This window comes from Pseudomonas sp. H3_D04 (assembly GCF_054669175.1).
Genome location: NZ_CP162801.1, coordinates 4442055 through 4455466 on the forward strand (window position 1 = coordinate 4442055; position 13412 = coordinate 4455466).

A 13412-nucleotide genomic window follows, 5' to 3' on the forward strand; every position below is an offset into this window, starting at 1 on the left:
TGATTTCCCCTTTACATGCCGAAGGCAAGTACGCGGACTGCCGATTGGCTGGCGGTGTAGTTGGACTGCACAACGACCTGGCCCAAGCCGTTGGCCATACCCGCCACAAACGGAGAACCGGTGGAGCCATAAATAGTGCTGTCTGTCATTGAAACGTTGCAGCCGAAGTTCTTGCTCGGAAAAGCAATGGGCAAATTAAAAGGAGTGCTCAGCGCCGCGCTTGAAAACAGCGCCGTCATCCACTGAATGATCAAACCGGAAGGGAGTTTCTGATAGCCGTTCGCCGACATAAGTGCACCAAACGGTGCAGTCTTGCCAACGACACCGGTACCCAGCAAAACCCAGGCCCCGTCGCCAACGCAGATCATATCCAGATAGGTATCTGGTGGAACCGACCTGCTCGCAGCGGAAGGCGGAATAGAGAGACTTTCCTGCATTTTGTCCGCCCCCTGAGTGGACAAAATCAGGGTTGCAATTGACCAGTTCTGCAATCGAATGGTTGCGCCTGCCTGAATGCCATTAGCCACCGAGTCAGGAATACTGTAGGAAACGGGCCCGCTACCGTAACAGTGAACCATACTGCCCACGTGCGCCGCGATACCGGTCAACGGGGCAACAAACGAGTAAAAACCACCCAGTTCGAACCCTCTGGCCTTGATCCATTCAGTCGTTGCAAGCTTTTTGGTGTTATCAAATCGGGGAGGTGTGTTGCCGAGCACCGCAGCATATTGCAACTGAGCGGAACCCGAAGCCCACCAGCCGGAGCCACCAGCACTGGCCAACTCCAAAGTAGCCCCTGGCACCATTACCAGACTGGTAGCCGACGCTTGACCGGCGCCGGCGTTGATCGTGTCAGCCCCGGCACAAACAACTGTAATGTTGCCACTGCCAATATTGCGGAAATTGATCGCCCCTCCAGACGGCAGACTGCCGGCAGTCGGTAAGGTGACCGAGAACGTTCCAATCATGCTCACGAGGGTGCCGGCTGCTGTCGTCGTTAACGTGGTCGCACCGGTCACGCTGGTCACACCGCGATAGTTGCCTTGGCTGCGCCGGGTAAACTCCGTCGTGGCGATTGCTTTAGAGTCGTCGAACAGCACAGGCGTAGTTGCTGTTGGGCTGATCAGCGCCGGCGAGTTGAGCGGCGCAAAGCCTTGCGTCACGTTCTGGAACGTCAGTGCCGTGGTGCCCAGGACAATCGCCCCGTCAGTGACCAACTGCCAACGAGTATCGGCCAGCGTCGCTCCTTGCTCTACGGAGACGATCAGACCCGACGTCACCTCTGTACTGACGTCCGCGTCTTTCGCCCGAACCCAGTCAGCAACCGCGGCAATATAGAGGCCGTTATCTTTCGCGGCCGTCTGGTTTTTAACGAGAACTCGATCGCCAGCGACAACGGCCACGCCATCGATTGCTTGAGGACCGGCTAACGCGATGTTGGCGATAGTCGCTACGCGCACCGATTGCTTGCTGTCGAGTTTGGCAAGTTCGTCAGTGATATAGGAAGCCACCCACGCACGGGTCGCTTTAACCACGGTGTCGTCGATCAGCAGCGTCACGAGTGAGGCATTGCTCGTTTCGAAAATCGAGCGAATGTAAAACTCTTTGCCCGATCCCGACGTCGCCAATACCGGTTTGAACGACTCCGGATACTTCACGATGGCGTACAGAATCCCAGTATCGGTCCAGATCCCCGCCTCACGCACATACCAGCCGCCCACATCCGGCGGGATGGTCACTTCAGCCAGCAACCAGCTCGGATTTTTCTCATCCTGGAACAGTGCATTGAGCGGCCCGCGCCAGACTTCGCGCTTGAGCGCGGTGTCGTTTGCCGCAGGGTTGTAAACCGCGCCACCGCCGTCACCGACGGAAAGCTGAGACAACTTGATCGGCAAGCCCGCCGCCTTGCAGGCAGTTTCGTAGGCGATCCCCGCATTGGTAAGCAGGGTGTAATAGTCGGCCATTTAGGACCCCTGAGGATAAATAGTGGAGGTTTCGACGGTGTAGAGCCCTGCAGCCATAAAGGCCTGGCCCGAGGTTTCAAGCCCCGCGATGACAATCGGGTACACCGTGGTCAGTTCGCCGCACACGGTGGCCGCGCCGATGACGTGATTGCCGAAGGCGCTCAAGCCGACGGAGATCGTCAAGGTGTCGCGTTCGCTTTTGGCGTCCGCAAGACGTCGATCAAGACGGGCATCGATGTCTTCGCTGTAGGGCTGTTCGGTAAAGGCCCGAACAGAAAAGCTGTAAGGCGGGCCTGGCGGTGTTTGCTCGTACCAGGCGCGCACGTCGGGTCGCAATTGCAAACCCTTGGCAGCGTTTTCCAAGGCCATGCGTGTCCCGGCTTGGCGAGCGGTGGGCCAGGCGAGTTCTACCGTCAAACGCTTTTCGGTTTCGCCCGCCGTGGAACTCCACTCGCTAACACCGCGATCCGCGCCGAGATAAGGCAAGAACGCCAACGGCGTTTCAGCCGGATTCATCAACGCCGGAAACGGCGGCGCAATCCGATCAAGCAATAGGCCGAAACCGAGATCAAGCGCCCTTTCCAGTGGCGAACTGTTGGCCGGCAACAGGCTCGGACGAGGCTTGTCGTCACTCATAACGTATCCACCTCGACCTCGACACCCGTGCAATACGGGGCCTGGAAAGCCGTTGCCACGATTGGCACCAGCGGCTCAAGAATCTGCAACTGAACCGCGCCGGCACTGTGCAACGTGTAGTCGATCCAGCTCGGATCAACGCGTCCCTCCAGTCGATGGCAGCTGTCGGCATACGCCTGCAACTGCTGCTGCGCAGCCACCTTGGTCAACCCGGAGTCAGGCCCGGCGTTGATCTTTGCCACGACCCGGATTTTGTAGGTTTTGATGTGTGCCCCCTGCACCGTGACCAGGTCCGTTTCGGGGCGTACATCAGGCCGGGCGAAATGCTGGCGAACGCCTTCAAGAAGTGTTTCGGATGGCGCTCCATCGCCTTCCCGGGCAAGCACCGTGACCATCACCTCGCCGGGAGCGGTGCGGCGTCCGTTGCCATCTTTGACCTGAGCCGCGTAGCCGTCAGGGTCGAATGTGTAGGTGACCGTCACCACGCCCGCAGCAGCGGTTTCCACCTTCACAGCGGGTCGCTCACCTAGGGTGAACACCTCACGACGGTATTGCATGCGCGACCCGGCCGCCGGTGCATGGGGCGCCAGGTAGTAACGCAACCGGGCGTCATCATCACTTTCATAAACCGGGGCCACTGGCGGGAATGCCGCCGGATCGCCCGGATCGAGTAATTGACGCTCAAGGCCCATGTCCGCCAGTCGCGCATCGAGGTTGCTCCCCGTCGCCCACCACGCCAGCATCTGCTTGATCCGGGCGTTGTATTTACGCTCATGGATTTGCAAGCGCACACAAAAGGCTTCGAGGGCGAGGGTCAGCAACTCGCTTTCGTTGTCGAGGCTGACTTTGAGTTTTTCCGCACGCTCGGGAGAACGGGCGCCGACGTACTCGACGACAAACGTCTTGAACTCCGCGAGCAGGTCCTCGAACGCTTCGACAGTGACGATCGAAGGTTCGGCCAACTGGTTCTGGCCGGGTATCAACATGCTCATGTCACGACCTCGAATGTCTGATTACGGTTTTTCCAGAGACCGGCGAAACGCAACAACAGCCCTGCCCCGAGGCGGCTGGCAACAATGACCTGCGGCTGGAAATCACCAATGCCGTTCTGCTCGTTGTAAAACGCCTGCGCCGCATGGCTCTGGGCAAGCATCAGCAGGTCGTCGCCGAGGTTTTGTCCCAAGAGATTCGGGATCAGAGAACCATACAAAGGACGCTTCTGACGGGTGCCCAAAGGCGTGGTCAGCGCCCGGGTCGCACGCTGTACAAACTGCGGCCAGTCGTCGACCGTTACGCCGGTGTTTCTATCGATTCCGATCATGGAAATCTCTTTATGCAGTGCTAATGACTCGCCCCTGGTGATCCACCAAGGGGCCGCTCAGGTGCACACCGGATGCGTCGAGCAGTAAGCCGGTCGCGCCCAGTTGCAGTTGGATCGCCTCAGGCGTCATGACCCACCGGGCCGGGCCGATGCTCAGCTCGAGCGATTCGCGAGTGCCGGTGAATGTGGCCGGGCCGTTTTGCCAGTGGAGGGTGTGACTGGCGTCGTCATAGCCACTTTCGGTGCCGTCCTGATAACAGCGACGCGTCAGCGAAGCCTGCGTTGAGACCGGAGGAAACTGGCCACCATTGAGGCCGAACAACGCAACGGACTGACCGCCGCTGTCGCCGCCGCCATGGTTCAGCAACACGCACTGTTCACCGATGGAGGGAATACGCGACTCGCTTTGCGCCCCGGCGCTCGGGTTAAAAAAGCGGATGGCCGGCGTCAGCAACTCACCGTGGCGGACCTTGCACGTATTACTGGCCGCATCGACTTCCTCGCACACGCCGATGCGGCAGAGGCTGTCGGTACGTCGATGCAGGTCTTCGATCTCGGTTTCCATTTCGGCCAGGCGCTCGATGATCGGGCCCAGTTGCTGGTTGAACAGTGCGTCGAACATGGATTACTCCTCGAGTGGCTGGTACTGGTCTGGATCGTCGATGTCCGACACCTCCCAGGTACGGGCGAATTTCGGAGTGCCCAACGGGTCGTCCAGCAGCAATGGCCCGAGGTACAAGGTCTGGGTGAAGGAAACGGTCCAGGTGTCGTATTCCCGGGCGCCGCTGATGAATGTGGATGCAACGCCATCGATGCTCACCGGCAGATCGCATTGATCGGCGGGCAGTTTCCAGCGACTGTCAGTGATCAGGCTTTTCAGCTGGCAGCCCAGATCGCAGGCGGCCAGGCCGGAACTGGGCGACACGGCTTGCAACGAAACCGTCATGACATGAGCGATACGCCCGTCATGGGCACGGCTTCCCGACGCATCGTGTTCGAGTGCAATCAGAACCCAGGTCAGATTGCCTGTACTGTCGAAATCTTGATGACTCCCGACATTCAATTCGGGAAAGGCGCCGCGCAATGCCTCGGCAATCGCGGTAAACAGCTGTGAAGGTTTTTCGATGACAACTGGCATTAAGGGCCTCCTGTCAGATTTCAATGTGAAGGTCGGCGATGTCGCCTCACTGTTGATCAGGGCGAGAATCGCGCGGCGGCACTTCGCAAACACCAATCCGCTTGGCCGCCCAGCGCTCATAGAGACCAATGGCCACGTCCGCCCCGGCCATCGCCGTCAGGCAGCCAAATGCGCAAGCGGCCCAGATCGACACGCCGGCGGCATACAGCAGCATGATGGCCGAGACCCCGCAGATCACGCAGGCCCCGGAGCGCAAGGCCAGACGCCGCAGCAGTGACCAGCCGCGGGCGCCGTCCTTGTCGGCGCGCCACATTTCGCCGGACACCCCGCCCACCAGCGCGAGCACGATGACGAGCCAGATCGGCATGTCCAGCAACGCTTGTTGCTCGTTTGTCATGTCACGCCTCCCGGGGTGATTGATGTGTGCTTGAATGGCACGACGTGAAAAGGCATTGAAAAAAAACCGGCGAGCGCCGGGTTCTTCGGTGATGCATTGCTATCCGTTGCGATGGCTTGAACGAACTGTTGGATTACCAGGGAACGACGGGCCAATTGATGTTTCGCGGATAGCTCGGTTGATTTTTCACTTCACTCACGGCGACGACGTATTGCTTGTAGGCCAACAGCAAAGCTTCGTCCGACGGTGAGGCGATGCCGAGATCAATCTTGTATGGCAAAGGATTGAACATCAGCCAACGGCCTGCCTCTTCCAGAAATTGCTGTGTGCGACCAAGCGCCTGATTGAGCAGCTCTTCGTAGGGAGGCTCCGTAAACGTCCAGACATCGTCGATTTGCTCTGCCTTCCATCCCACCCGAATTTCCGTGTTACCCGTTACATCAACCCAGAAAATCCACGGTGCGATGGGAGTCGGCGCTTGCTCGGCATCCACCAGTGCGGTGACCTTGCCATTCATCCCGTCTGCGCATGCATATCGGTTCATCTTCCAACTCCTTGTAAAGTTTGCAGCGGACGCTGCTTTTCATTTCTGCATGCCGGGTCGCGCAGCGACAGCCATTGCACGCGCTGCGGACGGGTCATGCGGTCTTTGTTTTGCTGCGATTTCAGATCGTGTTCAAGGCAACTCGGGCCAGACAATGGTCAGCGGAAAGCCAGGCTGTTTATTGACCTGATTGAAAGCGATGCAGTACTCCTTGAAAGCCAGCAGGTAAGTCTGCTCCGCGGTAGTGGCCACGCCCACGTCGACTTTGAATTGCAAGGCCAGGGACTCAACGCTGGCCGTGACATTGTCGAGTCGCCGGACCTTTTCATTGCGCAGTTGCTCACCGTGCGGCGAGCTTGGATAAGGGAAGCCCGAGTTGAAGCGCCATACACCGTCGGTGTTCACGGCGTTGTAGGAGTAGTCGACCTGGTTGCTGGACAACCCGGAGACCTCGACCCAGAGCTGGTCGGACGGAAACTCGTCAGCGATGGGGTTTACGGTCTGGTAGATGTTGTCGACTTTGCCGCCGACAATGCGTGCGCACTTTTTTCATGTTTATGTCCTTATTGATCACCGGCATCCCGGTGTTTCGACTCCTACCCCGAGGTAGGCATTCCAAAAAGCCCGGCGCTTGCCGGGCTTTTCAGTAATGCGGTCCTTCGCGTTGACTTTTCGGCGCTACTGGCGCGGTACGAGTCCATTCAGATTGTTTTTCCGACCGCGGTCCCTGCCCGCCGGATAACTGCTTCTGGTGCTTTACGCTGCACACCCGGGTCAGTTGCCAACCCTCTGAACCGTTGAGGCCGGTTCATCGCTGCCTTTTGTGGTGGAACTAAAGAGCTTCGTTTCGAGCTGCTTTGTTGAGCGGCTTGAGACAAAGAATATGCATGGATGCATATACAGTCAATGCGTAAATGCATTTATTTATGCGTTATAAATGCACTGGCGCATGAAAGCCCTGCAAACAAAGGCGCTGACGGTTTGTGGCAGGCGAAAAAAAACCCGCTCGGTGGCGGGTTTTATTGCAGGGCGGTGAGGTTAACGGGCGTACATGCCCCACCAGAAGACGTGACCGAGGATGACGATTTGCTCTTCCTGGACTTCCTGAAAGGTGTAGTCCTCGTCCGGGTGTTCATCCCGATTGAAGCTGCGCAGGCGAATACCGGTCGGCAAGCGATAAAGCTGTTTCACCCGCAATTGGCCATTGTGATTGATGGCATACAAGTCGCCATCAATGATGTCGCCAATCCCGCACTTGCCCGCATTCACGCCAACGGTGGCGCCATCGCGCAGCACCGGCAGCATACTGTTGCCGCGCACCGTCACGCATTTGGCCTGATCGAATTGCACACCGTTATGGCGCAAGCTGCGCTTGCCGAAGCGCAGGCTAGACCGCTCGCTTTCTTCGATGACGAATCTTCCTGATCCAGCAGCCAATTCAACCTCGCGAAGAAAGGGGACCGACACCTCGTCATCATCGACGGGCGTGTCGTCGTCCCACAGACTTATGTCCTTGAGTTCGGAATGCAATTGATCGCGCCCGGTATTGGCGATGGCAGCGACATCCGCGCGCCCGCGCAACTGATCGGTGCTCACAGCGAAGTACTCGGCGATCTTCGAAATGTGTTTATCCGAAGGGTCGACGATCTTCCCGCTGAGGATTCGCGAGAGAGTGGATTGAGGCACGCCGGTGCGACGGTGAAGCTCCGTGGGGGAGATCCCGTGCTGATCGAGCAGCGCTCTTAAGACGGTAGAAACATTGCGTTTTTGCATAACGGGCATAGTGCTTGAACTTTTTTCGGAAGACAAATGCTGATTCGCATAAATCATGCATAAACATTGGAAATGTGCGGCAGGGCTTTCATGCCTGCGTCCGGCAGACCGCTCATGTTAACCTTGCGCCCATCGCGGAAAAGCCGGGCTGATGTCCCTCCTTTGCCCTACACCTTTCAACGAATTTGCCTGATATCCGATGAATAAAGCACTGTCCGATCTGTCCTCCCACACGCCGATTGTGCTGGAGTACTAACGCAAAAAAGCCCTACACCCTCGAATTACAAGGGGTGTAGGGCTTATTTGACAAGTACGGAATAACATTGGATTGGCATTAAAGGGCATTGAATGGCATACGGTTTGCCCCATTTTTGCCCCATCAAGATCTCCTTCCCTGACCTGGCAGCCCTCCCTGCAATGGTCGGCTACCACCATGGCAATTCTCTTTCAGCTTTGTGAACGGTGTCGCCGACCCGTCATCTGGCAGCACCTGAGAGGTTTTTGCCGATCGCTTCAACGCTCTCATAGTTGCCACCCTCCTCTCCTTCACAACGATCAATGCATCCTCGAACGAAATGCCCTGCTCATCGGCAAGCACTTGGGCTCGATCCCTAATCTTGGATTCTCGGTACACTGAATACTTACCCACGGCGAACCCTCCGGACTGAATGCGAATACAGGTCGTCGCCTCACTGTAGCCAGTAATAGGCTCGGTGGAATACTGTATATACAAACAGTACAGCAAGGCAACACCATGGATCCTTACGAAATAGAAAACACAAGCGACTGGCTCGGCTGCCCGACTGAGCTTGAGACGTGCACCCACTATTTGCGCATGCTGGAAAACGAGGTCCAAGAACTAAACCTGCACCTTCGAAAGGCGCGAGAGGATATCTTCGGCCTGGTGCAGATGTATGACCAAGCGATCACTCAGCGCGACGACGCAATGAGCAATCTACGCGAGAGATCAGCTCAATTGGCAAGCGCTCGAAAGGAATTGTACGACCTCGAAATTTCGGCCAAAGGCCACAAGCGCGAGGCTGATCGGCTCAAGGGAATGCTGGAGGGTCTGGCGCCACGACCCAAAACGATCATTTAAGTTCGCAAAATTTTCCGAAATTATTAGAACGCACGTCTCACTATTGGCTATCATCCTCCACTCGGTCATATTTTCCACGGAAGGTTTTCAATGAGTCGCTTTCTTATCGCCTGCGTCATATTTTCCTGCTCGGCTGCCCATGGTGCCGACTCGACTGTCTTGCCCTCGCATTCACTTAGCCAAGATACGACCGTTTCAATCAGCCAAACCGATCAAACCCGAACCGTCATCACGGAAAGGGACTTCGGCAGTTACAAGACTTACGTAAAGCTTGAATTCAATTGCACTGATTCCACCGTTCGTTACCTTGGATCTAGCGCTAGTCCTAACGGTTTCGACGCAGGGCTGCAGGATAAATATTTTTCGAGAGTGAGTGATGCCTTCGTGTCTCCTACCCTGTTGTCTGAGGCATGCAAGGACACAACAAGCACGCTCACCGCTTCACAGTAAAATGCCCCTGTCTTATCCCGATCATCATCGTGCCAACTCTCGCACGTAGGTTTGGCACGCATGCAGCGCGATCAATCCTTGATCGCCGGCGTCGGTGATGGCGACAATTCGTTGAGCATGCGCTGGGTCAAGTCGGGCACGCGCTCTTCCATGAACCACGCTGCCGGCGGGGGCGCCGGATGGCACTGCGCAGCCACTGGCTGTATCTGCTGTGTCGAGGAGGACTGACAAGCGCAAATCAGAAGTGGCAAGGCGATCGCGCAGGCGAGCCTGATGGGTTTGAGCATCGGTCAGTTCTCTGTGATGAGTTTGGTCGTTGGCCGCCAGCCGCTGCTCGAGCGCCAGGCGCTTGTCCTGATCGGCGCGCACCTGGGCGGCGGCCGCGTTGCTGATGGCAGTCAGATCGTCCTGATGCAGTCCGGCCTGTTCAGCGAGCCTCTTACCGTAGCGCCAATCTTGAACCTTCCAAGTGCCAGCCACGGCACCACCCATTAGCGCCGCGATCAGCACCAGCAGTGCTATCAGCTTCTGCACCGACCTCATCACGGCACATCCTTGAAAAACACGTGACCGCCGAGCCTGTAGGTTTGTTTCGCTTTCGCCGCCCAGGCTGGAGGAGTCTTCATGCTGATAGCGTAATAGTGCGTGGCCCCGTCAGTGGGATCGGGCACCTTGCCGTCGATCACCTGGTCAGCCACGACTCGACACTGCGCTAGTTCTCGGAACGGGATCTGCTTCAGCCCGATCAGAAACTGATAGTTCGGGTCAGTCTTGTTCCAGCAGCTGAACTGGTACGGCTTCTGGCACACACCGGCATACCCCTCACCCCACCAGGACCTTTCTTTTCCATCGAACACGCGATTGCGGATCGTCCAAACCACGGCCACCTGGCCATCCGATGTTTCGCCGCGAGCCTCGCCCCAGAGTGTTCGGGCAAGGATGTCGCGGTCTTTCTCAGAAACAGTCATACGTTTCTCCGGGCAAAAAAATACCCGCTAAAGGGCGGGTTCAATCGTTGGGGTAAATCTTGTTACGGGATGGCTTCTGTATCGGCAATGTAACAGTTAAGATGCACATCGCCATCACATCAGTTAAAAAGGAATCGGCAAATGCATACCAAGGAAAACGAGGGCATACCAGACACAAGTCCGCCTCTCACACGCAACCAGATGTTCATGTTCAGTCTTTTCTGGGGATCCCTCATTTGTATTGGATTCGCCTCGCTACTGCTCCAACTTAAATAATTTCACTCGGTGACTGCTTTGAAAGGCTCCACTGCATACGCGTTTTTCTTGGCCGCCTTCCCCGGCTATTTTTTTTATCACGTACTGAAGAGCACGATTCACATCCCCTATATTGGATGGTTCAGTGCGATCTTGATTTTGTGCGCTGTTACTTGGGGGGCTCGGTCTTTGATCACGCTGGCAACTGCCTCCTACATTTCAATCACCCCTAAGGTGACGGCACCTTTTTGGGTGATGATTCTTTTTATGCTTGCTACCATCGCCACAAACACATTCACTGATGAAGCGGATTACATAACAGCTGACGGCTCGTTAGCATTGGTGATGGTCGCTATTTGGATGATTGCACTTTTTCAAATAGGTCGACACATCAATGTAAAGTCGACTTCAAGCTTCACTATTGCGGCTGGTTTGATAACTGCCGGATTCGCACTATGCGCGGCGCTCTTCTTCAATCCGAATGCAGGTGTCATGTACATGCCTTTGCTTGCTGGCGATGAGCATGAGGCCGCCAATTACCAGGGCATGGCACGTTCAGTCATGTGCACTGCAATCGTCTTATTCCCATTCATAAAAGCCAATTGGTACAGAATCCTCTTGATGTCAATTACGGCAGCGACTCTATATCTGATTGGATCGAGAACCGAACTGGCATTGTTCCTTTTAACAATTCCTGCTTTCGTTTTCATCCACTACCGACAAGAAGGTTTTAAGCTTGCATTGATTGCGGTAGTAGTGGCCGCGGCAGCGATGATGATAAGTGGATTCGATATTGTTGGATGGATCAGTGCTTATACAAGTTCTGATGCTTCGTTAAATGAACGGTCAATCCTGTTGGAAAGTGGATTGGCTGGCATAGAAAGCTCGCCGCTTCTTGGTGATTATCTTGGGCAGATACGCGAATTCGGCTCGATAGGGTTTTATATCCACAATGCTCTGTCAATGTGGCAGCAGTTCGGTTTGCTTGGCTTTGCGCTCTACATTTATTTGATAGTCGTATCAGCCTTGATAGGCTGGAGTTGCTATCGAAGAGGAGTAATTACTCCACAAACCGAGGTGCTGATTTATCTTTCGCTGATCAGCCTTGTTGGAGTTTTGACCACAAAGTCAATTTTTTGGCCGGTGCCGGCGCTAGCTTGGGGGCTTGCTGCACGGGCTTTATCAGCCCCCGCAACGGCTAGACCAAAGCACCTCAGCAAAGGCTTAACTACTTCACCGTAGATGTGTTACTCAGCACGTTTACAAATCGCCGAGCATCATCAGGGTGTTCTCTGATTTCCACGAGTACAAAAATACCCACTGCCATCAGGTGGGGACTGGAGGCCATTCAATGGATGTCGGGTAGCCAGGCTGGTCAGCGAGACGGTTGAGTGCGACCCTGAACTTCTTCCAGTTTTTCAGCAGCAATATCTCCGTGTCGGTGGCATCGTCGATGTCTACTGCATCTTGGAGGGGAGCAATAGCGTCATCCGCCTGTTGACGTTCTACGGCAATTTTGGCCTGAATCCGCGCCATGATCTCTTCCGCAGTAGGTGGTGGCGGCGGCATAAAATCTCCGCCTTCGTACGACCACCCCTCTTCTGGCATAGGAGCAAGATCAGTGATTTCAACGATAACTAAGTTTTCGGCAAAATCTGGGGCGTCTTCCTGCTCAAACTTCCAGTGCAATTTTTCGTCTTGAATCTGCGCAAAAGTTCTCATTGCATCCACTCCACAAGTACAAAGCCAGGGCGGCCCAAGGCACCAACGTTGCGGCAACCGCCACCCCCACCAGTACCAAATCCACTGCCGACGGTGGCACCTGTAGCCCCTTGACGAATACCACCAAAGCCACCACCCCCAAACAGGCTGGCGCCACCCATACCCCCTTGTTCACTGGTGATAGAAGGGGCGTTATACGCCTGGCCTATACCGCCCGGCGCGCCGTTAACGGCTGAACCAGCTCCCCCGCCACCGCCACTGCCTGCGGAGGTACCGCCGCCACCACCCGCAGCAGAAGCCAACCCACCAAAAGAACTTGCACCACCCGCAGCACCGGGAGCCCCTACGCTAGGCCCTCCAGCGCCCCCCGAACCCACGGTTACAGCAATAGTCGCGCCGGGCGTCACTGCGACTGGAATTTTCAAACCAGCGCCTGCACCGCCACCGCCACCACCGCCGCCAGTTGTATCGAAGTACGCAGCTCCTCCGCCACCGCCACCGCACAAGGTGATAAAGCATTTAGTAATTCCGGCAGGAACGACGAAACTGCCGTTCGCGGTGAACATCTGACTCCCTTGATTTTGCAATTGGGCGAGGGTCACACCGTGCCTGCTTTTGGTCCCTGGTGTCAGTTGCTGAGCTCCGCTGTCGCAGGACAGCAAGACATAAGCGCCAGCACCAAATGCAGTACTGTTCCAGACCACGGTGCAGATGCCACCGGCAACGATTTCGCCCCCTTGCAAGCTTGCCCCGCCCAAGCCAATTAGGTTGGCCAAACCCAGCCCTTCGTTGAAAGTACAGGTGTCCGTGTTGGTGTGAGCCGCCTTGAAGCGAAGGACACGACCATTGATACGCGTGGTTAGGGCGGGCGTGTAGAGTGCAACATACGAATTCACTACGCCTTCGTCTACGGCGTAACTTGCGGCGGCGGCCTGGCCAATGATCCGAATCGCCTTCAACAACTGACTCAGGTCACCTTCGGAGGGTACAAGGGCCGCGGCGCGCACAACATTTAGAACTTCATCAGTGACAGCATTTCCCCACGCTGATGGGATCAGTGAACCCGGCGTACCTGCCAGAGGATCCTCATCTACAAACTTGCCGCCTACCAACCCAATGCTAGGCACACTAATCGGATAATCCAC

General features: G+C 56.2%; 16 protein-coding genes. 2 read left to right on the plus strand and 14 right to left on the minus strand.

Annotated elements, in window-relative coordinates; translation table 11 throughout:
* Positions 1-11 precede the first annotated feature (11 nt).
* The 10 genes from AB4N91_RS20560 to AB4N91_RS20605 form a co-directional block, all read right to left on the minus strand.
* Positions 12-1964 (minus strand): phage tail protein, encoded by a 1953-nt coding sequence (locus tag AB4N91_RS20560; protein WP_102594283.1) that lies wholly within the window; start codon positions 1962-1964, stop codon positions 12-14.
* Positions 1965-2600: a phage tail protein I gene (locus AB4N91_RS20565; RefSeq protein ID WP_102594282.1), complete on the minus strand. Its 636-nt coding sequence runs from the start codon at positions 2598-2600 to the stop codon at positions 1965-1967.
* Positions 2597-3592, minus strand: coding sequence for a baseplate J/gp47 family protein (locus AB4N91_RS20570; RefSeq protein ID WP_102594281.1), 996 nt, complete (start codon positions 3590-3592; stop codon positions 2597-2599). The genes AB4N91_RS20565 and AB4N91_RS20570 overlap by 4 nt, the downstream gene beginning before the upstream one ends.
* Entirely contained in the window at positions 3589-3921 is a 333-nt protein-coding gene (locus AB4N91_RS20575) for a phage baseplate protein (RefSeq protein ID WP_102594280.1), read from the minus strand. The genes AB4N91_RS20570 and AB4N91_RS20575 overlap by 4 nt, the downstream gene beginning before the upstream one ends.
* Before the next feature lie 10 nt (positions 3922-3931).
* Positions 3932-4543 (minus strand): phage baseplate assembly protein V, encoded by a 612-nt coding sequence (locus tag AB4N91_RS20580; RefSeq protein WP_102594279.1) that lies wholly within the window; start codon positions 4541-4543, stop codon positions 3932-3934.
* 3 nt (positions 4544-4546) lie between these two features.
* The gene (locus AB4N91_RS20585; protein WP_102594278.1) at positions 4547-5059 is read right to left on the minus strand and encodes a hypothetical protein; all 513 of its coding nucleotides are present in this window, start codon (positions 5057-5059) and stop codon (positions 4547-4549) included.
* 46 nt (positions 5060-5105) lie between these two features.
* Positions 5106-5456, minus strand: coding sequence for a phage holin family protein (locus AB4N91_RS20590; protein WP_102594277.1), 351 nt, complete (start codon positions 5454-5456; stop codon positions 5106-5108).
* Positions 5457-5589: 133 nt separating this feature from the next.
* The gene (locus AB4N91_RS20595; protein WP_083374908.1) at positions 5590-6000 is read right to left on the minus strand and encodes a tail fiber assembly protein; all 411 of its coding nucleotides are present in this window, start codon (positions 5998-6000) and stop codon (positions 5590-5592) included.
* Between the two features lie 132 nt (positions 6001-6132).
* Positions 6133-6441 carry a tail fiber assembly protein gene (locus AB4N91_RS20600; protein ID WP_224795545.1) on the minus strand — a complete coding sequence of 103 codons (309 nt, stop codon included), beginning with the start codon at positions 6439-6441 and terminating at the stop codon, positions 6133-6135.
* Positions 6442-7038: 597 nt separating this feature from the next.
* Positions 7039-7773 (minus strand): LexA family transcriptional regulator, encoded by a 735-nt coding sequence (locus AB4N91_RS20605; RefSeq protein ID WP_077748338.1) that lies wholly within the window; start codon positions 7771-7773, stop codon positions 7039-7041.
* Between the two features lie 754 nt (positions 7774-8527).
* Here AB4N91_RS20605 and AB4N91_RS20610 point away from each other — a divergent pair.
* Positions 8528-8872 (plus strand): hypothetical protein, encoded by a 345-nt coding sequence (locus AB4N91_RS20610; protein ID WP_458725637.1) that lies wholly within the window; start codon positions 8528-8530, stop codon positions 8870-8872.
* Positions 8873-9346: 474 nt separating this feature from the next.
* Here the strand turns inward: AB4N91_RS20610 and AB4N91_RS20615 are convergent, their stop codons facing one another.
* On the minus strand, positions 9347-9865 hold the full coding sequence (locus AB4N91_RS20615) for a lysis protein (protein ID WP_460111726.1): 519 nt from the start codon (positions 9863-9865) through the stop codon (positions 9347-9349).
* Positions 9865-10290 (minus strand): cell wall hydrolase, encoded by a 426-nt coding sequence (locus AB4N91_RS20620; protein ID WP_458725639.1) that lies wholly within the window; start codon positions 10288-10290, stop codon positions 9865-9867. Before AB4N91_RS20620 ends, AB4N91_RS20615 begins: the two co-directional genes overlap by 1 nt.
* Before the next feature lie 285 nt (positions 10291-10575).
* On the opposite strand from AB4N91_RS20620, the gene AB4N91_RS20625 reads away from it, so the two are divergent.
* The gene (locus AB4N91_RS20625) at positions 10576-11787 is read left to right on the plus strand and encodes a hypothetical protein (RefSeq protein ID WP_460111727.1); all 1212 of its coding nucleotides are present in this window, start codon (positions 10576-10578) and stop codon (positions 11785-11787) included.
* Positions 11788-11871: 84 nt separating this feature from the next.
* Here AB4N91_RS20625 and AB4N91_RS20630 read toward each other — a convergent pair whose 3' ends face one another.
* Positions 11872-12267 carry a tail fiber assembly protein gene (locus AB4N91_RS20630; RefSeq protein ID WP_458725641.1) on the minus strand — a complete coding sequence of 132 codons (396 nt, stop codon included), beginning with the start codon at positions 12265-12267 and terminating at the stop codon, positions 11872-11874.
* The gene (locus AB4N91_RS20635; RefSeq protein WP_154912975.1) at positions 12264-13412 is read right to left on the minus strand and encodes a glycine-rich domain-containing protein; all 1149 of its coding nucleotides are present in this window, start codon (positions 13410-13412) and stop codon (positions 12264-12266) included. The genes AB4N91_RS20630 and AB4N91_RS20635 overlap by 4 nt, the downstream gene beginning before the upstream one ends.

Coding starts and splice junctions, on each gene's coding strand:
- AB4N91_RS20630 (WP_458725641.1), bottom strand. CDS start 12,267: ATGAGAACTTTTGCGCAGATTCAAGACGAAAAATTGCACTGGAAGTTT.
- AB4N91_RS20560 (WP_102594283.1), bottom strand. CDS start 1,964: ATGGCCGACTATTACACCCTGCTTACCAATGCGGGGATCGCCTACGAA.
- AB4N91_RS20580 (WP_102594279.1), bottom strand. CDS start 4,543: ATGTTCGACGCACTGTTCAACCAGCAACTGGGCCCGATCATCGAGCGC.
- AB4N91_RS20595 (WP_083374908.1), bottom strand. CDS start 6,000: ATGAACCGATATGCATGCGCAGACGGGATGAATGGCAAGGTCACCGCA.
- AB4N91_RS20575 (WP_102594280.1), bottom strand. CDS start 3,921: ATGATCGGAATCGATAGAAACACCGGCGTAACGGTCGACGACTGGCCG.
- AB4N91_RS20610 (WP_458725637.1), top strand. CDS start 8,528: ATGGATCCTTACGAAATAGAAAACACAAGCGACTGGCTCGGCTGCCCG.
- AB4N91_RS20605 (WP_077748338.1), bottom strand. CDS start 7,773: ATGCAAAAACGCAATGTTTCTACCGTCTTAAGAGCGCTGCTCGATCAG.
- AB4N91_RS20565 (WP_102594282.1), bottom strand. CDS start 2,600: ATGAGTGACGACAAGCCTCGTCCGAGCCTGTTGCCGGCCAACAGTTCG.
- AB4N91_RS20620 (WP_458725639.1), bottom strand. CDS start 10,290: ATGACTGTTTCTGAGAAAGACCGCGACATCCTTGCCCGAACACTCTGG.
- AB4N91_RS20590 (WP_102594277.1), bottom strand. CDS start 5,456: ATGACAAACGAGCAACAAGCGTTGCTGGACATGCCGATCTGGCTCGTC.
- AB4N91_RS20570 (WP_102594281.1), bottom strand. CDS start 3,592: ATGAGCATGTTGATACCCGGCCAGAACCAGTTGGCCGAACCTTCGATC.
- AB4N91_RS20585 (WP_102594278.1), bottom strand. CDS start 5,059: ATGCCAGTTGTCATCGAAAAACCTTCACAGCTGTTTACCGCGATTGCC.
- AB4N91_RS20615 (WP_460111726.1), bottom strand. CDS start 9,865: ATGAGGTCGGTGCAGAAGCTGATAGCACTGCTGGTGCTGATCGCGGCG.